The sequence below is a fragment of the Nitrospirillum bahiense genome (genome assembly GCF_007828025.1).
Taxonomy (GTDB): domain Bacteria; phylum Pseudomonadota; class Alphaproteobacteria; order Azospirillales; family Azospirillaceae; genus Nitrospirillum; species Nitrospirillum amazonense.
Window position 1 is genome coordinate 61,066 of the sequence record NZ_VITO01000008.1, and the last position, 21,943, is coordinate 83,008.

Annotated in this window: 18 protein-coding genes; 13 read left to right on the forward strand and 5 right to left on the reverse strand. The window is 69.0% G+C overall.

Annotation, left to right across the window (positions count from 1 at the left end; genetic code table 11):
- Nucleotides 1-27 precede the first annotated feature (27 nt).
- A complete protein-coding gene (locus FBZ88_RS13395; protein WP_145617498.1) occupies nucleotides 28-2,100 on the reverse strand; it encodes a M1 family metallopeptidase in 2,073 nt (690 codons plus the stop codon).
- A gap of 391 nt (nucleotides 2,101-2,491) precedes the next feature.
- Between FBZ88_RS13395 and FBZ88_RS13400 the strand changes: the two genes are divergently transcribed.
- The 4 genes from FBZ88_RS13400 (at nucleotide 2,492) to FBZ88_RS13415 (ending at nucleotide 7,288) form a co-directional block, all read left to right on the forward strand.
- Complete coding sequence (locus tag FBZ88_RS13400; protein ID WP_186464381.1) at nucleotides 2,492-3,976, forward strand: methyl-accepting chemotaxis protein; 1,485 nt, start codon at nucleotides 2,492-2,494, stop codon at nucleotides 3,974-3,976.
- A gap of 95 nt (nucleotides 3,977-4,071) precedes the next feature.
- Nucleotides 4,072-5,595 carry a cryptochrome/deoxyribodipyrimidine photo-lyase family protein gene (locus tag FBZ88_RS13405; RefSeq protein ID WP_145617499.1) on the forward strand — a complete coding sequence of 508 codons (1,524 nt, stop codon included), beginning with the start codon at nucleotides 4,072-4,074 and terminating at the stop codon, nucleotides 5,593-5,595.
- Between the two features lie 23 nt (nucleotides 5,596-5,618).
- Complete coding sequence (locus FBZ88_RS13410) at nucleotides 5,619-5,762, forward strand: DUF2256 domain-containing protein (protein WP_145617759.1); 144 nt, start codon at nucleotides 5,619-5,621, stop codon at nucleotides 5,760-5,762.
- The gene (locus FBZ88_RS13415) at nucleotides 5,759-7,288 is read left to right on the forward strand and encodes a cryptochrome/photolyase family protein (RefSeq protein ID WP_145617501.1); all 1,530 of its coding nucleotides are present in this window, start codon (nucleotides 5,759-5,761) and stop codon (nucleotides 7,286-7,288) included. The genes FBZ88_RS13410 and FBZ88_RS13415 overlap by 4 nt, the downstream gene beginning before the upstream one ends.
- Before the next feature lie 2 nt (nucleotides 7,289-7,290).
- Here FBZ88_RS13415 and FBZ88_RS13420 read toward each other — a convergent pair whose 3' ends face one another.
- A complete protein-coding gene (locus FBZ88_RS13420; protein WP_145617502.1) occupies nucleotides 7,291-8,127 on the reverse strand; it encodes an oxidoreductase in 837 nt (278 codons plus the stop codon).
- Nucleotides 8,128-8,272: 145 nt separating this feature from the next.
- Nucleotides 8,273-9,172, reverse strand: a complete 900-nt coding sequence (locus FBZ88_RS13425; protein ID WP_145617503.1) for a LysR family transcriptional regulator — start codon at nucleotides 9,170-9,172, stop codon at nucleotides 8,273-8,275.
- 174 nt (nucleotides 9,173-9,346) lie between these two features.
- Here FBZ88_RS13425 and FBZ88_RS13430 point away from each other — a divergent pair, with 174 nt between their 5' ends.
- Nucleotides 9,347-10,762: an aminotransferase-like domain-containing protein gene (locus FBZ88_RS13430; protein ID WP_145617505.1), complete on the forward strand. Its 1,416-nt coding sequence runs from the start codon at nucleotides 9,347-9,349 to the stop codon at nucleotides 10,760-10,762.
- 2 nt (nucleotides 10,763-10,764) lie between these two features.
- Here FBZ88_RS13430 and FBZ88_RS13435 read toward each other — a convergent pair whose 3' ends face one another.
- The gene (locus tag FBZ88_RS13435; protein ID WP_145617506.1) at nucleotides 10,765-11,619 is read right to left on the reverse strand and encodes an SDR family NAD(P)-dependent oxidoreductase; all 855 of its coding nucleotides are present in this window, start codon (nucleotides 11,617-11,619) and stop codon (nucleotides 10,765-10,767) included.
- Nucleotides 11,620-12,060: 441 nt separating this feature from the next.
- Between FBZ88_RS13435 and FBZ88_RS13440 the strand changes: the two genes are divergently transcribed.
- From FBZ88_RS13440 to FBZ88_RS13470, 7 genes are all read left to right on the forward strand, one after another.
- Nucleotides 12,061-13,794 (forward strand): IlvD/Edd family dehydratase, encoded by a 1,734-nt coding sequence (locus tag FBZ88_RS13440; RefSeq protein WP_145617507.1) that lies wholly within the window; start codon nucleotides 12,061-12,063, stop codon nucleotides 13,792-13,794.
- Nucleotide 13,795: 1 nt separating this feature from the next.
- The gene (locus FBZ88_RS13445; protein ID WP_145617509.1) at nucleotides 13,796-14,725 is read left to right on the forward strand and encodes a 2-dehydro-3-deoxygalactonokinase; all 930 of its coding nucleotides are present in this window, start codon (nucleotides 13,796-13,798) and stop codon (nucleotides 14,723-14,725) included.
- A 40-nt stretch (nucleotides 14,726-14,765) separates the two neighbouring features.
- Nucleotides 14,766-15,395 (forward strand): 2-dehydro-3-deoxy-6-phosphogalactonate aldolase, encoded by a 630-nt coding sequence (locus FBZ88_RS13450; protein WP_145617511.1) that lies wholly within the window; start codon nucleotides 14,766-14,768, stop codon nucleotides 15,393-15,395.
- A gap of 122 nt (nucleotides 15,396-15,517) precedes the next feature.
- Complete coding sequence (locus FBZ88_RS13455) at nucleotides 15,518-17,083, forward strand: sodium/sugar symporter (RefSeq protein WP_145617513.1); 1,566 nt, start codon at nucleotides 15,518-15,520, stop codon at nucleotides 17,081-17,083.
- A gap of 1 nt (nucleotide 17,084) precedes the next feature.
- The gene (locus FBZ88_RS13460; protein WP_145617515.1) at nucleotides 17,085-18,035 is read left to right on the forward strand and encodes an SMP-30/gluconolactonase/LRE family protein; all 951 of its coding nucleotides are present in this window, start codon (nucleotides 17,085-17,087) and stop codon (nucleotides 18,033-18,035) included.
- 30 nt (nucleotides 18,036-18,065) lie between these two features.
- A complete protein-coding gene (locus tag FBZ88_RS13465) occupies nucleotides 18,066-18,794 on the forward strand; it encodes a FadR/GntR family transcriptional regulator (RefSeq protein ID WP_044562306.1) in 729 nt (242 codons plus the stop codon).
- Between the two features lie 17 nt (nucleotides 18,795-18,811).
- On the forward strand, nucleotides 18,812-19,195 hold the full coding sequence (locus FBZ88_RS13470; RefSeq protein WP_145617518.1) for a methylglyoxal synthase: 384 nt from the start codon (nucleotides 18,812-18,814) through the stop codon (nucleotides 19,193-19,195).
- A 52-nt stretch (nucleotides 19,196-19,247) separates the two neighbouring features.
- Here the strand turns inward: FBZ88_RS13470 and FBZ88_RS13475 are convergent, their stop codons facing one another.
- The gene (locus tag FBZ88_RS13475) at nucleotides 19,248-19,835 is read right to left on the reverse strand and encodes a DUF4142 domain-containing protein (protein WP_246138652.1); all 588 of its coding nucleotides are present in this window, start codon (nucleotides 19,833-19,835) and stop codon (nucleotides 19,248-19,250) included.
- Between the two features lie 190 nt (nucleotides 19,836-20,025).
- Between FBZ88_RS13475 and FBZ88_RS30255 the strand changes: the two genes are divergently transcribed.
- The gene (locus FBZ88_RS30255) at nucleotides 20,026-21,825 is read left to right on the forward strand and encodes an HAD-IIIA family hydrolase (protein ID WP_186464383.1); all 1,800 of its coding nucleotides are present in this window, start codon (nucleotides 20,026-20,028) and stop codon (nucleotides 21,823-21,825) included.
- Nucleotides 21,826-21,943 lie beyond the last annotated feature (118 nt).

Sequence of the window (21,943 nt, forward strand, 5' to 3'; positions counted from 1 at the left end):
GCTGTAAGGGGCCGCCGGCTGTTACGCTTACTTCATCTCCCACACGTCGTTGGCCCGGTTGGTGTCGGGTAGGGCGTGGGTGGGGTCGATGGTGACGCGGGTGATGGCGGGCCCGCCGTCGAGGCGCACGGTGGTCTCGGCCCGGCCGCGCCAGGTCTCGACCGGAATGCGGAGGCTGCGCTGGCTGCCGTCGGCGTAGTCCACCTGCAGGGTCGCCGGCAGGACCAGGCGGTCCAGGGCCGCCAGGGTGACCAGGGCGCCCTTGTCCGGGCCGCCCTCGGCATAGGCGACCTTGCGCACGGCAAAGTCCACCACCCAGTTGTTGAAGTACCAGCCGCGCCAGAACCAGGTCAGGTCCTCGCCCGCCCCGGATTCCATGGCGCGGAAGAAGTCGGACGGCGAGGGGTGCTTGTAGGCCCAGGCGCGGATATAGCGGCGCAGGGCGGCGTCGAACCGCTCCGGCCCCAGGATCTGTTCGCGCAGCAGCACCAGGCCCAGCGCCGGTTTGAAATAGCTGACGGGGTGGCGGTACTTCTCCGACATGCCGTCGGGGGCGTTGACGATGTTGGGGGCGGCGGCGTCGGCCAGCAGGGGCAGGATCTCGTCCACCGGGTTGCCGCCGCCGGGCGCGTATTCCCCATCGCGCTTGGGGGCGTATTCACCGTGGTTGAAGGCGTCCTGGGCATAGATGTCGATGAAGGTGTTCGACCCCTCGTCCATCCAGGCGTCGCGCCGCTCGTTCGATCCCACGATCATGGGGAACCATGTGTGGCCGATCTCATGCGCCGTGATCCAGTACAGGTTCTTGCCCTGGTCCTTGTACCCGTCGAACACGACCCCGGGATATTCCATCCCGGCGCCGTGGCCGCCCAGGTTCACGGCGACGGGCCAGGGATAGGGGAACCACTGGCTGGAGAAATGCTCGATGGAAGCCTTCAGGTACTCCGTCGACCGGTTCCACTTGTCCGGCCCCACGCCCTCCACCGGGTAAACCGACATGGCCAGCGTGTGCTTGCCCTCCGGCAGGTTCACGCGCGCGGCGTCCCAGACGAAGGCGGCGGAGGCGGCGAACACCACGTCGCGGGTGTTCCGCATGCGGAAATGCCAGGTCATCTCGCCACCGGTGCGCGGGCGGCTATGGGGGTCCGTCACCTCGTCCGGTGTGCGGATCATGACCGTGGCGTCGCTGGCACGGGCCTGGTCCAGGCGCTTCACCTGGGTGGGCGTCAGCACCTCCGCCCCGTTCACCAGCTCGCCCGAACCCGCCACCAGCATGCTGGCCGGCACGGTGACGGTGTAATCGAAGTCGCCATACTCCAGATAAAATTCCGACCCCAGATAGGGCAGGGTGTCCCAGCCGCGCAGGTCGTCGTAAACCGCCATGCGCGGATACCATTGGGCGATCTCATAGATCTCGCCGTTCTGCGTCGGCGTGTGGGCGGTGCGTCCGCCCCAGGTGCCGGGGATGGTGTAGGCGTAGTCGATGTGCAGCGCCAGCTTGCCGCCCTTGGCCGCCAGCGGCTTGGGCAGGTCTATCCACAGGCGGGTATCGTCGATATGGAAGGGCAGGGCCACGGTCTTGCCGTCGCCCATATCGACCGCGACCGCCTTGATGGTCATGCCGTCGGTGTTGCCCCGGCTGGGCCGGCCGCCGCCGGCCACGGCCGCGCGCGCGTCCTTGCGATAGATGTTCTGGTCCAGCTGCAGCCACAGCCGGTCCAGCGCGTCCGGGCTGTTGTTGGTGTAGCGGATGACGCTGCTGCCGCTCAGCGCCGGGGCGTCGGGGTTAGCCAGATCCAGGCGGGCGTGCAGCTCATAATCCGCCCGGTTCTGCCAATAGGCCGGGCCCGGCAGGCCGCTGCCCGACCGGTACTGGTTCACCGCCTGCGGCAGGGTCAGGGGCGCGAACGCCTCGAACGGGCGATAGGCGGTGGTCAGCGGCGGTTCGGGGTCGGCGGGCTTTTCCAGCTGCTGGGTGATCCGCGGCGAGGCCTGCTGCGTATCCACTTGCTGAGCGGTTTGGCTGCGGCCTGTTCCCACCGTCGTCAAAGTCAACGTGGACACGATGAACATGGTACGGCGGAACCAGGACATGGCCATGGAGAAAGCAACCTCTGGTTATCGTTTCAGGGTGGCAGAAGGATAGGGCGACCGCGCACCCCATCCCCTGCCCTGGATGATGGCGCTGGTCGTTAAGTCCCTGCCATCATGAGGGATTTGGCAGAGGAGGGGAAGCCCTGCGGCGATCGGCAGGTATCCGTCCCCTGGTGGATGCCATCAAATATTAACCAAGGAAAGTAATGTCCATGTGTGCGAACTTTAGAATCCGTCTAGACAACCGATAACATTAACACTACATTCACACCGCAACAAACGCCCCTGCCAGAACCGTCAGATGCACTGCTTGTCTTCAAGCGGTGCGCTGTCCTTTTACGGGGCGAGCCCTTTAACCATCTTAAAAAGGGCGAACCCTTACTTCGCGGAGTGGTTAATGTTTCGGTCTTTTCTGGCGCGGCATATCCGGGACATGAAGGCGACGCTGGCCGCCCTTGGCAAATCCCAGGCCATTATCGAGTTCGACTTGGACGGCACCATCCTCACCGCCAACGACAACTTCCTGAAGGCCATGGGTTACACCCTGGCCGAGGTGAAGGGACGGCATCACAGCCTGTTCGTGGCGCCAGGGTATCGGGACAGCCTGGAATACCGCCAGTTCTGGGACAGCCTGCGCCGGGGGGAATTCCGGGCCGCGCAGTTCAAGCGTTTAGGAAAGGGCGGCCGCGAAGTCTGGATCGAGGCCTCATACAATCCCATCCTCGACCGCGCCGGCCGGCCATACAAGGTGGTGAAGTACGCGACCGATGTGACGGCGGCGAAGCGGGAACACGCCGATCTGCTGGGCCAGGTCACGGCCATCAACAAGTCGCAGGCGGTCATCGAATTCAGCCTGGACGGCACCATCCTGCGCGCCAACGACAATTTCCTGAACACCATGGGCTACACGGCGGCGGAGGTCGAGGGCCGGCACCACAGCGTTTTTGTGGAACCGGGCCAAAAGGACGCGCCAGAGTACCGCCAGTTTTGGGAGACCCTGCGCCGGGGTGAGTTCCAGGCGGGCCAATTCAAGCGCGTGGGCAAGGGCGGCCGCGAGGTCTGGATCGAGGCCTCGTACAACCCCATCCTCGATCCCGACGGCCGTCCGTACAAGGTGGTGAAGTATGCCACCGACATCACCCGCCAGGTGCGCATGCTGGCAAACCTGAAGCAGCTGATCGACAGCAACTTCAAGGAGATCGATACCGCCGTCGAACAGTCGGTGGGCCGGTCCGAGGGCGTGGCCGCGGCGGCGAACCAGACGGCCGGCGCGGTCCAGGGCATTGCCGCCGGCGCGGAAGAGCTGGCCGCGTCCACCCGCGAGCTGGCGGCCAACATGGTCCAGTCCCGTCAGGCGGTGGACAGTGTCGCGGCCGAGGCGGAAACCGCCGGGTCGGCGACGCAGCGCCTCAACGCCGTCGCCCAGTCCATGGAGCGGGTGGTGGACGTCATCCGCGGGATCGCCGGCCAGATCAACCTGCTGGCCTTGAACGCGACCATCGAGGCGGCGCGGGCGGGGGAGGCCGGCAAGGGCTTCGCCGTCGTCGCCACGGAAGTGAAGAACCTGGCCAACCAGGCGGCAAGCGCCACGCAGGGGATTTCGGACGAGATCACCGGCATGCAGTCCGTGGCCGGCGAGGTGGTCGGCGCCCTGGAGGGCATCCGCCGGTCCATCGATGCCATGCGGGACCACGTCACCTCGGCCGTCGCGGCGGTGGAGCAGCAAGGTGCGGTCACGCTGGAAATGTCGCAGAACATGCAGCAGACGGCCGGCGCGGTGGACACCGTGACCGAAAACATAACCGACATCGGCCGCGCCATCCGGCAGGTTGAAACCATGGTGGACAAGACCCGGGAAGCGGCCCGCGTGCTGGCCCAGTAAGCGGACCATCCTGCCGCCGGTGATCCGGCGGCCGGTTCCTCCCCGTACAAGTCATGACCGGCGCCGCGCCGGTGGTGATTGAGGGGGAGGGGGCCATGACCTACAGCGTCGTCTGGTTCAAGCGCGACCTGCGCCTGGACGATCACGCCGCCCTGCATCGGGCGGCGGGGCAGGGCCCCGTGCTGTGCCTTCACGTGATCGAGCCCAGCTTCTGGCGCCAGCCCGATGCCGCCAACCAGCATTACCAGTTCATCCTCGAATGCCTGAGCGACCTTGCGGCGGAGCTTCGTCGGCGGGGCGGCCTCCTGCATGTCGTGACGGGCGAAGTGGTGGAGGTGCTGGAGCGCCTGTACCGCCAGGCCCCCTTCACCGCGCTTCATTCCCATGAGGAGACAGGTAACGACCTGACCTACCGGCGGGACCGGGCGGTGGCCCGGTGGTGTCGCGACCACGGTGTGCCGTGGCATGAGACGCCGCAGTTCGGCGTCGTCCGCCGTCTGGACAGCCGCGACGCCTGGCAGGCGGCATGGGAGACCCGCATGGCCGCACCCCGCCTGCCGGTGCCGGCGATGGCCTTCTCCCCGATCCCGTGGCCGGACGCACCGCCGCCGCGTCCGGCGGACCTGGGCCTGGATGCCGCCGACCCGCCCTTGCGCCAGGCAGGCGGGCGGCGCCAGGGGCTGGCGGTCCTGGACAGCTTCCTGGATGATCGCAGCGGACGCTATCGCGGCGGCCTGTCCTCCCCCCTTTCCGCGCCCACGGCCTGTTCCCGCCTGTCGCCTTATCTGGCCCAAGGGGCGGTCGGCCTGCGTGAGGTCGTGCAGGCGACACGCCGCCGGCTGGCGGACCTGCCGGATGGACCGGATCCCCGTCGCCAGGGCCTGACGGCCTTCCTGAGCCGCCTGCACTGGCACTGCCATTTCATCCAGAAGCTGGAAAGCGAACCCGCGCTGGAATGGCGTAACCTGCATCCCGGCTACGATGGTCTGCGCGAAGGGGAATGGAACGAGGCCCATTTCCAGGCGCTGGTGGCCGGACGTACCGGCTGGCCGCTGGTGGACGCCTGCGTCGCCATGCTGCGTGAGACCGGCTGGATCAACTTTCGCATGCGGGCCATGCTGGTCTCGGTCGCGGCCTATCCCCTGTGGCTGCACTGGCGGCCCGTGGGCCTGTGGCTGGCCCGCCAGTTCCTGGACTACGAACCCGGTATCCACTGGAGCCAGATGCAGATGCAATCGGGCACCACGGGCATGAACACCACCCGTGTCTATAACCCCCTGAAGCAGGCCCGCGACCATGACCCCCAGGGCCGCTTTGTCCGCCGCTGGCTGCCCGCCCTGCGGCGGGTGCCGGACAGCTGGCTGTTCGAGCCGTGGCGCATGCCGCCGGAGGTGCAGGACCGCTGCGGCGTGCGGGTGGGACGCGACATCCCTTGGCCCGTCGTGGACCTGGAAACGGCGACACGGGCGGCCAAGGCCCGCGTGCATGGCCTGCGGGCCCAGCCGGCGGTCAAGGCCGTGGTGCCGGCGCTGGTCGACCGCCATGGCTCGCGCAAGCCGGTGACCCCGCGGTCCCGGCCCCGTCCCGTCGCACGCGGCCAGCTCAGCCTCGATCTGTGATCCCGGGAAGCAACGCCATGCGCATGCGGCGGAAATCCGACCTGCCAACCAAGATCTGTGCCCAGTGCGGCCGCCCCTTCGCCTGGCGGCGCAAGTGGCTGCGGGTGTGGGATGAGGTCAAGTACTGTTCCGACCGGTGCCGGCGCGCGGCGCGGGGGCGCCCATGACGGTGCTGCGCCTGATCCTTGGGGATCAGCTCAACCCCCGCCACCGGTGGTTCGACCAGGTGGACGGGGCCGTGGTCTACACCCTGATGGAGGTGCGGCAGGAGACGGACTACGTCCTGCACCACGCCCAGAAGATCCTGGCCATCTTCGCCGCCATGCGCGACTTCGCCCGGCACCTGCGGGCGGCCGGGCATCGGGTGGATTACGTGGCCATCGACGATCCCGCCAACCGCCAGGCGCTGCCCGCCAACCTTGATCTGCTGCGGGACCGGCACGGCGCCACGGCCTTCGAGTACCAGGCGCCGGACGAATGGCGGCTGGATCGCCAGTTGGCGGACTACACCCAGGCCCTGGGGTCACCGGCCCGCATGGTGGACACCGACCATTTCCTCAGCGCCCGCGACACCGCCGCCGGCCTGTTCCAGGGACGGCGGCGCTGGCTGATGGAGCATTTCTACCGCCACATGCGCCGGGTCCATGGGGTGCTGCTGGAACCCGACGGCGGTCCGGTGGGCGGTCAGTGGAATTTCGACCACGACAACCGCAAGCCCTGGCCGGGCCTGCCGGCCGAGCCCGACGACAGCCGGCCGCGGCACGACCATGGTGCCCTGTGGCGGGCCATCACCGCCGCCGGGGTCGGCAGCTTCGGCGATCCCATGGCGGATCGGCTGCCCTGGCCCTTGAACCGGGCCGAGGCGCTGGCGCAGTTGGACGCCTTCCTGGCGCAGGGCCTGCGGCACTTCGGTGACTATCAGGACGCCATGAGCACGCGGGGCTGGCGCCTGTTCCATTCCCTGCTGTCCTTCGCCCTCAACACCAAGATGCTGTCGCCGGCCGAGGTGGTGGCGCGGGCGGAGGAGGAATGGCGGCGCGGGGCGGCGCCGTTGCCGGCGGTCGAGGGGTTCATCCGCCAGATCCTGGGCTGGCGCGAATATGTGCGCGGCGTCTACTGGGCCCACATGCCGGGATATGACGATCGCAACGCCCTGGGCCACGACCTGCCCCTGCCGTCCTGGTTCTGGACCGGCCAGGTGGGGATGCGCTGCCTGGCCCACGCGGTGGGGCAGTCGCTGCGCCACGCCTACGCCCATCATATCCAGCGCCTGATGGTCATCGGCAACTTCGCCTTGCTGGCGGGATTGGCCCCTGCGGCGGTGCATCGCTGGTACCTGGGCGTCTATATCGACGCCTTTGAATGGGTGGAGTTGCCCAATACCCTGGGCATGAGCCAGTTCGCCGACGGCGGGCTGATGGCCACCAAACCTTACGTCTCGGGGGCGGCCTACATCGACCGCATGGGCGACTATTGCCGGGGATGCCGCTACGACCGCAAGGCCAGGGTGGGGCCGCGCGCCTGTCCCTTCAACGCGCTCTACTGGGACTTCCTGGATCGCCATGCGGCGGCGCTGTCCGCCAACCTCCGGCTGGCCTTGCCCTACCGTCAGCTGGCGCGCATGGACCCCGCCGACCGCGCGGCCTTGCGGGCCCAGGCGGCGGACACGCGCCGCCGCCTGGAAACGCTGTGACATCAGGCCGGGAAGTCGGTGCCCAGGGTCACCGTCCGCCAGTCGGCCAGGTTGGCGGTGAACGCCTCCTGCCGGGCCTGCACCCGGTTCCAGGCGTCGGTACCCAGCACCAGGTGCAGGGGCGGGTTGGGTGAGCGCACGGCGGCCACGATGGCGCGGGCGGCCAGCACCGGGTCCCCCGGCTGCCTGCCGTTCAGCGCCTGCAGGCGGGCCACCGCCGCCCCGGCCGTCGCGGCATAGTCCGCGATGGGGGCGCCGGTCAGCCGCAGGGAATGATCGGTCAGGAAGTCGGTGCGGAAGGCGCCCGGCTCCACCAGCGTGATGCCGATGCCCAAGGGCGCCACCTCCTGCGCCAGGCTGAGCGACACGCCCTCCAGCGCGAACTTGGACGCGGCGTACAGGCCGGACCCCACGCCCGGGGCCAGCCCGGCGATGGAGGTGATGTTGACGATGTGACCGGACCGCCGCGCCCGCATCAGCGGCAGGGCCGCCTGCATCACCGCCAGCGCGCCGAAGAAGTTGACCTCGAACATCTGGCGGGTGGCGGTGGTGTCGGCATCCTCAACCGCGCCCAGCAGACCATAGCCGGCGTTGTTGACCACCACGTCCAGGCGGCCGTGCAGGGCATGGGCCTTGGCCACCGTCTCCTTGACCTGGGCTGCGTCCGTGACGTCCAGCGGCAGGATGTGCAGCCGGCCGTCGGCGGGCAGGTCGCTCTGGCCGTCGCGGGTGGTGCCGATGACCACCTGGCCCTGATCCAGCAGGGTGCGCGCCAACTCCCTGCCGAAGCCGCGCGAAACGCCGGTGATGAACCAGACCTGCTGGGTGTCGTTGACCATGATGCACATCCTTCCTGAAAGCCGGCCCGGAAAACGGGGCCCTAAAACGGGACTAGGGGCCGGGGGATGCGCTGAAGATGGGGGGCGGCCGCTCTGTGCGGTATGCGCCATAGTCGAAACGATTAATGAAGAGAAACGTATATAATCAGCCGTAGGTCGCGCGCATGAAATCGGTGAAGACGCGAAGCGGCAGGGGCGTGTGCCGCTGCTTGGGATAGCACAGGAAAAACCCCGGGAAGGCGCCCGACCATTCCTCCAGGATCGGCACCAGCCGGCCGTCCTTGACATAGGGCAGGATGCGGTCCTCCAGCCACAGGGCGATGCCCACGCCCTGCAGGGCGGCGGCCAGCACCATGCTGCGGTCGGTGACGATGATGGGGCCCTTCACTGCGACGGAGAACCAGTCGCCCCCCGGTTCCTGGAATTCCCAATGGTAGATGCGGCCCGTTTCCGTCCAGCGCCAGTTGATGCAGGCGTGGTCCAGCAGGTCGCGCGGATGCTGCGGCACGCCGTGGCGGTCCAGGTACTCCGGGGTGGCGACGGCCACCTGGCGCAAACTGCCGCCCAGCTTGATGGCCACCATGTCGTCGGAGATCATCTCGCCCAGGCGGATGCCCGCGTCGTACCCTTCCGCCACGATGTCGCGCACCACGTCGTCCACCGTGGTGTCCAGCACGATGTCGGGATAGGCGCGGTGGAATGGGCCCAGAATGGGCGCCAGGAACCGCTCCGCCCCGACGCGGGAGGAGGTCAGGCGCAGGGTGCCGGCCGGCCGCTCGCGCAGATCGTTCACGTCGGCGACGGCGGCCTCCAGTTCCTCCAGCACCGGCTTCAGGCGGGCGTAGAGGCGCGAACCGGCATCGGTGACGGAAACGCTGCGCGTGGTGCGGTTCAGCAGGCGCACGCCCAGCCGCGCCTCCAAACCCCGGATGGTCTGGCTGAGGGCGGAGGGGGAGACGCTCAACTGCACCGCCGCGCGCGCGAAGGTGCCGTACGCCACGATGGTGGCGAACGCGCGCAGGTCGGCGAACTCACTGCCCCGCATTCTATCCCTTCCCCTTCAGGATCAACCGGGGATGGGTAGCATGGCGGATGGTCCCGTCGCTGTGTCAGCCGACACTACTTGATGGAAATCATGGCATAAGGCCATTGCAGGGCTTCCTATTTCGATTGTCCGCATACACATAATCCATGCAATTTCGGACAGGGGAGGGATGGGATGGCCGACGACGACGTGTGGAAGCCCCGGCTGAGCGATCGGGGCGGGCCGCTCTATCTGGCCATCGCCGATGCCATGGCGGCCGACATCGGCGCCGGGCGCCTGGTGCCGGGGGAACGCCTGCCCACCCAGCGGGCGCTGGCGGAGGCGCTGGGCATCGATCTCACCACCGTCACCCGCGCCTATGCCGAGGCGCGGCACCGTGGCCTGCTGTCGGGCGTGGTGGGGCGGGGCACCTTCATCTCCGACCGCGCGGCGGCGGACATGGCGCCCCTGGCCCAGGGCGACATCGACATGTCCATGAACGTGCCGCCGCAGCCGCTGGCCTTGCTGCGCACCCACTTGGCGCAGGGGCTGGAACGGCTGGTGCGGGCGCCGGATCTGGGGCGCCGTCTGGGCTATCGCGCCGCGGGCGGCGGCGCGACGGAGCGCACGGCCGGGGCCGCCTGGCTGCGCCGCCGCTACATCGCCGCCGGGCTGGCGGCCAACACCAGTCCCCATGCCGACCGCGTGCTGGTGGCGCCGGGGGCGCAGGCGGCGCTGCACGCGCTCTTGTCCCTGCTGGCGCAGCGGGCCGACGTGGTGTTGGCGGAAACGCTGAGCTATCCCGGCTTCACCGCCGTCGCGGCGCGCTTAGGCCTGCGGGTGGTGGCGGTGGACTGCGATGGCGAGGGGCTGGTGCCCGATGCGGTGGCGGCCGCCTGTCGCAGCAGCGGCGCCCGCCTGCTCTACTGCACCCCCACCCACCATAACCCGACGACCGCGACGATGTCGGAAGGGCGGCGCCAGGCCCTGGCCGCCGTGATTCAGGCCCAGGGCCTGACGGTGGTGGAGGATGACGCCTATGGCGCGCTGGCGGCCACCCCCGGCGCGCCCCTGGCGGCCTTGGCCCCCGCCCAGGTCTGGCACGTGGCCACCCTGTCCAAATGCCTGACGCCGGCCCTGCGCACCGCCTATGTCGCCGCGCCCGACGCCATCCAGGCGGAACGGTTCGAGGGCGTGCTGCGCACCCAGACACAGATGCCCTCGCCCCTGGCGGCCGGCCTGGCGGCGGATTGGATCCTGGACGGCATCGCCGCCGCCCTGACCGACGCCATCCGGGCCGAGGCGGCGACGCGCCAGCGCCTGGCGGCGGAGCTGCTGCCCCCGGGCAGCTACCAGGCCCAGCCCGACAGCCTGCACCTGTGGCTCAATTTGCCGCCCGACTGGACGCCCCACGCCTTCGTCCAGCGCGCCGCCCGCACCGGCCTGACCCTGGTGGCGGGCGACGCCTTCCTCTCATCCGACACCCCGGTGCCCGCTGCCGTGCGCCTGGCCCTGGGCGCCGCCCCCGATGCGGCGTCGCTGAAAGGCGCGCTGATCCGCGTGGCTGGCCTGCTGGCGGGACCCAGGGGCGGGGCGACAGGGGTGATCTGACCTCAGCCCATGGTGCGGCCGCCATCCACCACCAACGACTGCCCCGTCATCATGGATGAGGCGCGTGAGGCCAGGAACAGCACGGCGCTGGCGATGTCCTCGCCCGACAGGGGGCGCTTCAGGCATTGGGCGGCCAGGGTTTCGGCCAGGGCCTCCGGCGTCACCCACAGGCGCTGCTGCCGTTCCGTCATGACCCAGCCGGGCACAACAGTGTTGACGCGGATGCCGTCGGGGCCGAACTCGCGGGCCAGCGCCCGGGTCAGGCCGGTGACGCCGGCCTTGGCGGCGACATAGGCCGGATATCCCGCCAGGCCCAGGTTGTGGGCGGTGGACCCCAGGTTGACGATGGCGCCGCCGCCGGCACGCTTCATGCCCGGCACCACCGTTTGGGCCAGGAAAAACTGCGGCCGCAGGTTGACGGCCAGGTTGTCATCCCACTCCGCCACCGTGAAGTCGGCGGTGGCATGGCGGTCGTCGCGGGCGGCGTTGTTGACCAGGACGTCGAAGCCGCCCATCTGCGCCTCCGCCTCGCGCACCTTGGCCTGCAGCGTCTCCACGTCGCGCAGGTCGCAGCGCAGGAACAGGGGGCGCTGGCCGGTCGCGGCCTCAACCGCCTGCACCAGGGTCATGGCCGACTGCTCACGCAGGGCGATGAAGGCGACGCGGCAGCCTTGGGCCGCGAAGGCGTAGGTGAGATAGGCGCCGATGCCCGATCCCCCGCCGCTGATCAGCACGGCCTTGCCCGCCAGATCACCATAGACGGGATAAAGATGCTGGGTGACGCCTTCCGGGGCACCGGGCGGCGGCTGTTCCGGTGTGTCGATGGGACCGGTGGCGGTCTGGTTGCTGTCTGGCATGGGGGCGCCTTCCTTACGCGTTGGGTCCATGGGCGCCCATGGGGCGTCGGGCCACGTGACGGCCGGGTCAGGAAGGATAGTTAGAACGGTCCCACCCGGGCCGCAATTCCCCATGCCACCAAATCCCCTTTACAGGGGCTATTTTTGTCCGATAAATCATACCAAGAACCGGAGGCTGGGCGCCGGGTCGTGGGTTCGGGCCGGCACGGTCACGATACCGCAAACCGCGCCGGGACCTCCTACCATAACGACATTGGGTGGGGAAACGGCGGGTGCGGGCGGCCACGGTTTGGCGCCATGCCATCAGCCGCCGCGGGCGACCGGTTGACTTGCATGCCCAGGCCACGACCAGGCCTGCGCCTTGGAGGGGCCGGCCATCCATCACCCTACCCAGTGCCCAAGGACAAGGGCCGTTCCAGGCCCCGAGGTGGACGGTAGACGATGACCGACGACGGCAAGCGGACGTTACGCAGCGCGCACAGCTATGGAAAACTGGACCGCGACGGGTTCATCCACCGCAGCTGGATGAAGAACCAGGGCCTGCCCGGTGACGTGTTCGACGGCCGCCCCGTCATCGGTATTTGCAACACCTGGTCGGAACTGACCCCCTGCAATTCCCACCTGCGCGAGGTGGCGGAGCATGTGAAGCGCGGCGTGTGGGAGGCCGGCGGCCTGCCGGTGGAATTCCCCGCCATGTCGCTGGGCGAGACGCAGATGCGCCCCACCGCCATGCTGTTCCGCAACTTGCTAGCCATGGAGGTCGAGGAATCGATCCGCGGCAACCCCATCGACGGCGTGGTGCTGCTGGGCGGCTGCGACAAGACCACGCCGGGCCAGATCATGGGGGCGGCCAGCGTCGACCTGCCCACCATGGTCATCTCCTCCGGCCCCATGCTGAACGGCAAGTACCGCGGCAAGGACATCGGCTCGGGCACCGACGTGTGGAAGTTCAGCGAGGCGGTGCGCGCCGGCGAGATGACGCTGAAGGACTTCATGGGGGCGGAGGCCGGCATGTCCCGCTCACCCGGCACCTGCATGACCATGGGCACCGCCTCCACCATGGCTTGCCTGATCGAGGCCATGGGCCTGTCGCTGCCCTTCAACGGCACGCTGCCGGCCATGGACGCCCGCCGCCGCGCCATGGCGCATGAGACGGGCCGCCGCATCGTCGCCATGGTGAAGGACGACGTGAAGCCGTCGCACATCCTGACCCGCGCCGCGTTCGAGAATGCCATCCGCGTGCACGCCGCCATCGGCGGGTCCACCAACGCCGTGATCCACCTGCTGGCCTTGGCCGGCCGACTGGGCGTGGACTTGTCGCTGGAGGACTTCGACGCCCTGAGCGCCGACATCCCCCTGCTGGTGGACCTGCAGCCGTCGGGCCAGTACCTGATGGAGGATTTCCACTACGCCGGCGCGCTGCCGGGCCTGATGACCAAGATCAAGGACAAGCTGAACCTGGACGCCGTCACCGTCGGCGGCATGACCATCGGCGACATCGTGGCCGAGGGCGAGGTCTACAATGACGAGGTCATCCGCCCCATGGCCAACCCGGTGAAGCCCGTCTCGGGCATCTGGGTGCTGCGCGGCAACCTGGCGCCCGATGGCGCGGTGATGAAGCCCAACGCCGCCTCGCCCGAACTGCTGACCCATCGCGGCCGCGCCGTGGTGTTCGACACCATCGAGGACTTCAAGGCCCGCATCGACGATCCGGATCTTGAGGTGGACGAAACCTCCATGCTGGTGTTGCGCGGCTGTGGCCCGAAGGGGTATCCCGGCATGCCGGAAGTGGGCAACATGCCCCTGCCGCCCAAGCTGCTGGCCAAGGGGGTCAAGGACATGGTGCGCATCTCCGACGCCCGCATGAGCGGCACGGCCTTCGGCACCGTGGTGCTGCACGTGGCACCCGAATCCACCGCCGGCGGCCCGCTGGCCCTGGTGCGCACCGGCGATGAGATTGAGCTGAATGGACCCAACCGCAGCCTGAGCCTGCTGGTGGATGAGGCCGAGCTGGCCCGCCGCCGGGCCGAGCTGGCGGCCCAGCCCGCCGCCCCCATCCCGGCGCGCGGCTACTACCGCCTGCATGTCGAGCATGTGATGCAGGCCGACAAGGGCTGCGACCTGGATTTCCTGGTGGGCGCCAGCGGCGACCGCGTCACGCGGGAGTCGCACTGACATGGCGGCACCCGTCTTCATCGCCGGCGACTGGGGCACCAGCAACCTGCGCCTGTCGCTGGTTGACGCGGACGGCGCCGTGCTGGACAGCCGCACCGGTCCCGGGGCCGCCGCCGTGCCGGCGGGCGGCTTCCCGGATACGGTGCGCGGCCTGCTGGCCGACTGGGATGCCGCCCATGGCCGCCTACCCTTGCTGCTGTGCGGCATGGTGGGGTCCACTCTCGGCTGGGTGGAGGTGCCCTACGCCGCCGCCCCGGCGGGCGCGACGGAGATCGCGGGGTATCTGCACCGCATCGACCTCGACGGCCGCCCCGTCTATATCGCGCCGGGCGTGAAGGGCACCAACCTGCAGGGGGCCCCCGACGTCATGCGCGGGGAGGAAACCCAGGTGCTGGGTGCCCTCATCACCCATCCGGGTCTCGCCACCGGCGACCACCTGCTGTGCCTGCCCGGCACCCATTCCAAATGGGTGGACCTGTCGGACGGCCGCATCACCGGCTTCACCACCGCCATGTCGGGCGAGATCTACGCCCTCTTGTCCAAGCACAGCACCCTGGCGCGCGGGGCGGCCGACTGGGACGGCACGCCGGACGCCGGCTTCCGCCAGGGCCTGGCCCGGGTGGCGGAGGCGGGCGCCGACGTCCTGCACCTGCTGTTCGAAACCCGCGCCCGGCAGATGGCGGGTCTGCTGAGTCCTAAGGACGCCTTGGGCTTCCTGTCCGGCCTGGTCATCGGCGGCGACGTGGCCGCCACCTTGGCCCGGCACCGGGCGCTGGGCAGGCCGGCCCCCACGCGGGTGGTCCTGGTGGGCGCCCCGGCGCTGAACGCCCTATATACCCTGGCATTGGCCAGCCACGGCGTGGCCGCCCTGGCGCTGAACGGCGCCGAGCAATCCACCGCCGGCCTGCTGGCCTATTTCCGCCGTTTGTGAAGGGCCGCCTGTGAAGGGCCCCCCTGTGAAGGAACGCGTCATGACCGAAGCCTGGTTGAAGCACATGCCCGTGGTGGCCATCCTGCGCGGGGTGACGCCCGATGAGGTGGTGGCCGTGGCCCGCACCCTGCACGACGCGGGCATCCGCGCCATCGAGGTGCCGCTGAACTCGCCGGAGCCGCTGCGCAGCATCGAGCGGCTGGTGCAGACCTTCGGCGACGATTGCCTGGTGGGTGCGGGCACGGTGCTGTCGCCGGACAAGGTGGACGCGGTGCGCGCCGTGGGCGGCCAGCTGATCGTCTCGCCCAACATCGACGTCTCCGTCATCGCCCGCACCGTGGCGCTGGACATGGTGTCCATGCCCGGCTTCTCCACCGGGACCGAGGCTTTCGCGGCCATCGGTGCCGGCGCCCGCCACCTGAAGCTGTTCCCCGCCAGCAGCCACGCGCCTGGCCATGTGAAGGCGCTGAAGGCCGTGCTGCCGGCCGACGTCGCCGTCTACGCCGTGGGTGGTGTCACCGCCGCCAACCTGCAGCCCTGGGTGGACGCCGGCGTCACCGGCTTCGGCTCCGGCGGCGACCTGTACAAGCCGGGCGTGGATCTGGGCCAGATGGCGGACCGGGCCGCCGGCCTGGTGGCCGCCGTGCGCGCCGCGCTGAAGCTTTCGTAAAGTCTAATACTGAGGACCCGCCACCGACCCTCGGTGGCGGTGGGACGCGGCCCGCGTCCGCCGGACGTTTCCGGCGACTGAGGGGGCCTTGAAAGGCCAAATAACATAAGGGGGGTACGCCGATGGGTTTGGCGACGCTTGATATCGCGGTGCTGGGGTTCTACGCCGTGTTCATTTTCCTGCTGGCCCAGTGGGTGTCGCGGGAAAAGGTCGGCCATGAGAAGAACGCCAAGGATTATTTCCTGGCCGGCCGGTCGCTGCCCTGGTGGGCCATCGGCGCCTCCCTCATCGCCGCCAACATCTCGGCGGAGCAGATCATCGGCATGGCGGGCTCCGGCTACGCCATCGGCCTCGCCATCTCCTGCTATGAGTGGATGGCGGCGCTGACCCTGATCATCGTGGGCAAGTACTTCCTGCCCATCTTCCTGGAAAACCAGATCTACACCATGCCCCAGTTCCTGGAGCAGCGGTACGGTCCCAGCGTGCGCCTGACGCTGGCCGTGTTCTGGCTGGGTGTCTACGTCTTCGTCAACCTGGCCTCCATCCTGTGGCTGGGCTCCATCGCCGTGCACGCGGTGGCGGGGGTGGACCAGATGTACGCCCTGATCGCGCTGGGCCTGTTCGCCTGCGCCTATTCCCTGTTCGGCGGGCTGAAGGCGGTGGCGCTGACCGACATCGTTCAGGTGGGCCTGCTGGTCATGGGCGGGCTGATCATCAGCTACCTGGCCCTGAACCAGATCGCGGACGGCCAGGGCGTGGTGGCCGGCTTCCACCAGTTGGCGGCCAACGTGCCCGAGAAGTTCAAGCTGATCCTGACCAAGGACAGCCCCTTCTACAAGGATCTGCCCGGCATCTCCGTCCTGGTGGGCGGCCTGTGGGTCATGAACGTCTCCTACTGGGGCTTCAACCAGTACATCATCCAGCGCGCCCTGGCCGCCAAGTCGGTGCGCGAGGCGCAGCGCGGCGTGGTGTTCGCCGCCTTTCTGAAGCTGCTGATGCCGGTCATCATCGTGCTGCCGGGCCTGGCCGCCGTGATGCTGATCCCCAACCTGCCGGTGCCCGACCAGGCCTACCCGGAACTGATGAAGATGCTGCCCGTGGGCCTGAAGGGCCTGGTGTTCGCGGCCCTGGTCGCGGCCATCGTCGCGTCGCTGGCGTCCAAGATCAACAGCGTGGCCACCATCTTTACCCTGGACCTCTACGCCCACATCAAGACGAACGCGTCCCAGCACCACCTGGTGGCCGTGGGCCGCATCGTCAGCGTGGTGGCTGTGCTGATCGGCATCGTGGTGGCGAAGCCCCTGCTGGGCAACTTCGACCAAGCCTTCCAGTACATTCAGGAATTCACCGGCTTCTTCACGCCCGGCATCTGCGTCATCTTCCTGCTGGGCATGTTCTGGGCCCGCGCCAGCGCCGCCGGCGCGCTGACGGCCGCCATCGGTTCCGCCGTGCTGTCGCTGGCCTTCAAGATCTGGCTGCCGGCGCTGCCCTTCATGGACCGCGTGGGCGTCGTGTTCTTGCTGTGCCTGGCCGGCGCGGTGCTGGTGTCGCTGGCGGCCCCGGCCGCCATCCCGGGCCAGATCAAGGTCAAGCTGAAGGGCATCGACTATTCCACCACCACCGGCTTCAACATCGCGGCCCTGGTGGTGCTGGTCGTCCTGTCCGCCCTCTACATCACCTGGTGGTAAAATGACGAACGCCCGTCCGCCGAACGCCCATCCGGTGCTCGATGCCCCGCTGGTTGCCACCTTCGCCCTGGGCAACACCCTGGGCGAAGGGGTCACCTGGGATGAACGCGACCAGTCGCTGTGGTGGACGGACATCCACGAACGCCGTCTGCACCGGCTCAACTGGGCCAGCCGCGCGGTGGAAACCTTCGCGGCCCCGGAACGCGTCTGCTCCTTCGGCCTGATCGAGGGTGACGCCGGCCGCCTGGTGGTGGCCTTCGAAAGCGGTTTCGCCCTCTTCACGCCACGCAGCGGGGCGGTGGAATGGCTGGCGCGGCAGGACCTGCCCGCCGGCGTCCGCTTCAACGACGGCCGGGTGGACCGCCAGGGCCGCTTCTGGGCCGGCACGATGGTGGAGGATGAGGCGGCGCGGGCGGCCAGGTCGCTGGCCGGCGCGCTCTACCGCCTGGACGGGCGGGACCGGGCCACGCCCCTGGTGCACGGCGCCCTCATCTCCAACAGCCTGTGCTGGAGCCCGGACGGCACGCGCATGTACTACACCGACGGCCCCACCCGCCGGATTCGCGCCTTCGATTACGATCCGGCCACCGGCACGCCGTCGAATGAACGCGTTTTCGTGACGACGGAAGAGGGGGCCTACCCCGACGGCGCCAATATCGACGCCGCCGGCCACCTGTGGAGCGCGCAGTGGGGGGCGTCGCAGGTGGTGCGCTACGCCCCGGATGGAAGCGTTTCCGGCGTCATCCCCGTGCCCACGGCCCGCGTCAGCTGCGTCGCCTTTGGCGGGCCGGACCTGACCCTGCTGTTCGTGACCACGGCGCGCGAAGGCATGACGGCGGCCGAGATCGCGGCCGATCCCAACGCGGGCACCCTGTTCGTATATGATATCGGTACCATTGGCGTGCGCGGCTTGGTCGATAGTGCGTTCAAATTGGCCTCGGCAGGGATATAAGTAGTTGTGAGGAATAATGTGGGGGAAGGGATGATTGCCAAGTTTCGCGGCCAAAACCTGACGTTCGCCATCGTCCAGGATCTGGGGGCCGCGATCGTTACCGGGACCTACAGCGCCGACAAGCCCTTCCCCATCGAGGCCGACCTCTGCAAGCATTACGGCGCCAGCCGCAGCGTGCTGCGCGAGGCGGTGAAGATGCTGACGGCCAAGGGTCTGCTGCGCGCCCGCCCCCGCCAGGGGACCTGGGTGGAGCCCGAGGAAAGCTGGAGCCTGCTGGACCCTGACGTCCTCCGCTGGATTCTGGAGCGCAAGTTCTCCCTGCCCCTGCTGGCGGAATTCACCGAAATCCGCCTGGCCGTGGAACCGCTTGCGGCCCAGCTGGCGGCCGCCCGGGCGACACCGGCGGAGAAGGCCGCCATCAAGGTGGCCATCGACCGCATGTACGCGGCAGAGCGGGGGGAGGATGACCCCCTGACCACGGATATCAACTTCCACGTCGCCATCCTGAAGGCCAGCGGCAACCGCTTTTACCTGCAGCTGCGGGAACTGATCGACACCGCCCTGCGTTTCAGCATCCGGCGCACCAACCAATATAAGGGCGTGCGCCTGGCCAGCGTGGCCGACCACAACGCCGTGGCCGAGGCCATCCTGGCCGGCGATCCCCCCCGGGCGGAGGCCGCCATGCGCTACCTGATGCAAGAGGCGCTGGACCTGCTGTCGCAGGGGGAAGAGGCCGAGGGCAAGGCCGCGGCCTCGTGACTTTCGGAGTCCGGACGATGCGACAGGACGGCCGCCTGGCCATCGGGCTGATCGCCCATGACGGCAAGAAGCAGGCGATGGTCGACTGGGCCCTGGCCCACGCCGACTTCCTGCGGGCGGGAAAGATCTATGCCACCTCCTCCACCGGCACCCGGGTGGCGGAGGTCATCGACGGCCTGGACATGATCCGCCTGCGCAGCGGCCCGCTGGGCGGCGATCAGCAGATCGGCGCCATGATCGTCGAGGGTAAGCTCGACATCATGATCTTCTTCGTCGACCCGCTGGGCACCCTGCCGCACGATGTGGACGTGAAGGCCCTGCTGCGCCTGGCGACGCTGGCCGACCTGCCCTTCGCCTGCAACCCCGCCACCGCCAGCCTTCTGGTGGCGGCGATGGGGTGAAAAAAGGGGCGGCCCATCGCGACCGCCCCTCTTTTGCCCGTGGTCCCGGGATTTACTTCGTCTTGTCCAGGGTCTTGGCCATTTCCAGATGCGAGGCGATGGTCGGTTCTGTCTTGGCGGCCCAGTCCTTCAGGGCCGCGTTTTCGCCGCCCTTGGCATAGCGCTGGAAGGCGCTGTCGGCGTCCTTGTGGGCGCTGACCTGGTCCTCACGGTACTGCTTCACGAAGTCGGCGCCGCTCAGGCCCTTCAGCTTGTCCAGCTTCTTCTGGTGGGCGCTGTCCAGGGCGGTGGGGATGGTGGCCTGCACGGTGCCGCCGGTGACGATGGTCTTCAGTTCGGCCGAAGTCTTCTTGTGCGCCTCGATCATCTGGGCGGCGAAGCTCTTGGTGGCCGCGTCGCCCTTCTCCTGTGCCAGCTCGCTGGACTGGATTTCGAACATGTCGCCGATGGCGACCTCTTTCACGAAGTCCTCCGTGCGTGGGGTGACGCCCAGCACGGAATTGGCGCCGGTCTTCTCGCCCATGGACTTGGCCTTGTCGCCCACGGAGTCTTGCGCCGACGCCTGGGTGGCGACGGCGGGGGTGAACAGCATCAGGCACAGGGCGGAGGCGGCGGCCGCCTTGCCGGTCAGGGTCCTCATGATGGCAACTCCTCATGACGGGAATGGGTCGGGCGATCCGGGTGGGCCGCCCACAACCCCAGCAGAAGTGCCAAGGCGGCTGTTCGGTTCCGCCGGTCGCGGTTATTGCGCCGGCGGCCCCCCGCCTCCTATGGTGGCAACCCACCGGTGGCGGATGGTGAGTGAGAGATGGGGGACGGAGTTGGCCCAGGTGGTCATTCTTGCGGGCGACGGCGACACTCCCGCCCTGACCGACATCGCCGGTACGCCCCTGCTGGGCCGGCAGCTGGCGATGATCGCCCGGTCCGCCCTGCGCGACGTGCTGGTGCTGAGCGGCTCTGCCGCCGTCGCCCAGTACTGCGGCGATGGCGTCCGCTGGGGCCTGGCGGTGCGGGTGGCGCCCAGGGCGGGGGAGGCGGCCGGGGAGGCCGGGACCATGGTGGTCCTGCCCGGCGACGTCCTGCTGGACGTGGACCTGGATCGCCTGCTGGACCATCACCGCCGCCAAGGTGCGGACGCCACCCTGCTGCTACGGCCCAGCGACAATATGGCGGACGCCGACCTGGTCGACAGGGCGGAGGAAGGCTGGGTTCGGGGCGTTCATGCCCCGCCGCACCTGGGTGATTTCCATAACCAGGCATGGCCCGGCCCTTACGTGGTGGAGCGGCGGGCGCTGGCCGCTGGCGACCTGTGGGGCCGGCCGCTGGTGGATCGACTGTTGCGGGCGGGACGCCCGGTGCAAAGCCATCTCAGCCCGGAATATGTCCGCCGCGTCGTCTCGGCGGACGATCTGGATCAGGCGCGGGCCGACGTGGCCGCCGGCCTGCCCGACCGCCTGTCGCTGCGTTCACCCCAGCCCGCCGTGTTCCTGGACCGCGACGGCGTGCTGAACGTGGAGAAGGGCAGCGTCAACGGTGTGGCGGCGCTGGAACTGATCCCCAGTGCCGCGCCCGCGCTGGCGCGGCTGAACCGGGCTGGCTTCCGCACGCCGGTGGTGACCAACCAGGCGGCGGTGGCTCGGGGTCTGTGCACCCTGGAAACGCTGGACGCCATCCATGCCCGCCTGGAAGCGGGCTTGGGTGCCGAGCGGGCGTACGTCGACCGGATCTATTTCTGCCCGCACCATCCCGACCCCGCCCTGCCCGGCGGGGTGCCGTCGCTGCTGGTCCGCTGCGATTGCCGCAAGCCCAAGCCGGGCATGGTCCACGCGGCGGCGGCCGACCTGAACATCGACATCGCGCGGTCGTGGATGGTCGGGGACAGCTCCAGCGACATGGGCCTGGCGCGAACCTGCGGCATGGGCGGCATCCTGGTGCGCGACGGCCATGGCGGGCGCGACGGCAAAAGCCCGGCCCAACCGCACGTCGTGGTCGATGATCTGGCCGATGCCGTGCGCTTCATCCTGGACGTCTGGCCTGGCCTGTCGGCGCATCTCGACGGCTTGGCCGCCGGCATTGGGCCGGGCGATGTAGTGCTGGTCGGTGGGCTGGCCCGTGCGGGCAAGAGCCTGCTGGCGCAGTGCCTGTCGCTGCGCCTGGGGCAGCAGGGCCATCGGGCGGTGGTGCTGGGCCTGGATAGCTGGCTGAAATCCCACGACCGGCGGGGCGTGGGCGTCCTGGGCCGCTATGATCTGGAGGCGGCGGGCCAGGCGCTGGCCGCCGTGGTGGACCGGGGCACGGCCATCACCCCGCCGCGCTATGACGTGCTGGCCCAGACCAGCCACCCCGGCCGTGAGGAGGTTGTGCTGGGGCCGGACGACATCCTGATCGTCGAGGGCGTGCCCGCGCTGACGCAGCCCGCCTGGCGGGCCCTGGCCACGCGCCGCCTGTACGTCGCCACGGACGAGGCGGGCCGCCGGGCGCGCTTTCACGCGGAATATCGGCGCCGGGGCTGGTCGGATGATCGCATCGAGTCGACCTATAAGGACCGCTTGCGGGATGAGCGGCCCATCGTCCTTGCCAGCAAAGGTTACGCCGACGTGGAAACCAGCCTGGACGGCCTGCTGGACTGATGCCGCCGGCACGGAGGCGGGGCGTATCAAAAATTTCGCCGTTCAAATTATTAAAGAAACAATGCAAGATTTTTACATATGAATTGAAGGGCTAAGCTAAGATTTGGCCCATGCCAAC

Coding starts and splice junctions, on each gene's coding strand:
- FBZ88_RS13395 (WP_145617498.1), bottom strand. CDS start 2,100: ATGGCCATGTCCTGGTTCCGCCGTACCATGTTCATCGTGTCCACGTTG.
- FBZ88_RS13400 (WP_186464381.1), top strand. CDS start 2,492: ATGTTTCGGTCTTTTCTGGCGCGGCATATCCGGGACATGAAGGCGACG.
- FBZ88_RS13405 (WP_145617499.1), top strand. CDS start 4,072: ATGACCTACAGCGTCGTCTGGTTCAAGCGCGACCTGCGCCTGGACGAT.
- FBZ88_RS13410 (WP_145617759.1), top strand. CDS start 5,619: ATGCGGCGGAAATCCGACCTGCCAACCAAGATCTGTGCCCAGTGCGGC.
- FBZ88_RS13415 (WP_145617501.1), top strand. CDS start 5,759: ATGACGGTGCTGCGCCTGATCCTTGGGGATCAGCTCAACCCCCGCCAC.
- FBZ88_RS13420 (WP_145617502.1), bottom strand. CDS start 8,127: ATGGTCAACGACACCCAGCAGGTCTGGTTCATCACCGGCGTTTCGCGC.
- FBZ88_RS13425 (WP_145617503.1), bottom strand. CDS start 9,172: ATGCGGGGCAGTGAGTTCGCCGACCTGCGCGCGTTCGCCACCATCGTG.
- FBZ88_RS13430 (WP_145617505.1), top strand. CDS start 9,347: ATGGCCGACGACGACGTGTGGAAGCCCCGGCTGAGCGATCGGGGCGGG.
- FBZ88_RS13435 (WP_145617506.1), bottom strand. CDS start 11,619: ATGCCAGACAGCAACCAGACCGCCACCGGTCCCATCGACACACCGGAA.
- FBZ88_RS13440 (WP_145617507.1), top strand. CDS start 12,061: ATGACCGACGACGGCAAGCGGACGTTACGCAGCGCGCACAGCTATGGA.
- FBZ88_RS13445 (WP_145617509.1), top strand. CDS start 13,796: ATGGCGGCACCCGTCTTCATCGCCGGCGACTGGGGCACCAGCAACCTG.
- FBZ88_RS13450 (WP_145617511.1), top strand. CDS start 14,766: ATGACCGAAGCCTGGTTGAAGCACATGCCCGTGGTGGCCATCCTGCGC.
- FBZ88_RS13455 (WP_145617513.1), top strand. CDS start 15,518: ATGGGTTTGGCGACGCTTGATATCGCGGTGCTGGGGTTCTACGCCGTG.
- FBZ88_RS13460 (WP_145617515.1), top strand. CDS start 17,085: ATGACGAACGCCCGTCCGCCGAACGCCCATCCGGTGCTCGATGCCCCG.
- FBZ88_RS13465 (WP_044562306.1), top strand. CDS start 18,066: ATGATTGCCAAGTTTCGCGGCCAAAACCTGACGTTCGCCATCGTCCAG.
- FBZ88_RS13470 (WP_145617518.1), top strand. CDS start 18,812: ATGCGACAGGACGGCCGCCTGGCCATCGGGCTGATCGCCCATGACGGC.
- FBZ88_RS13475 (WP_246138652.1), bottom strand. CDS start 19,835: ATGAGGACCCTGACCGGCAAGGCGGCCGCCGCCTCCGCCCTGTGCCTG.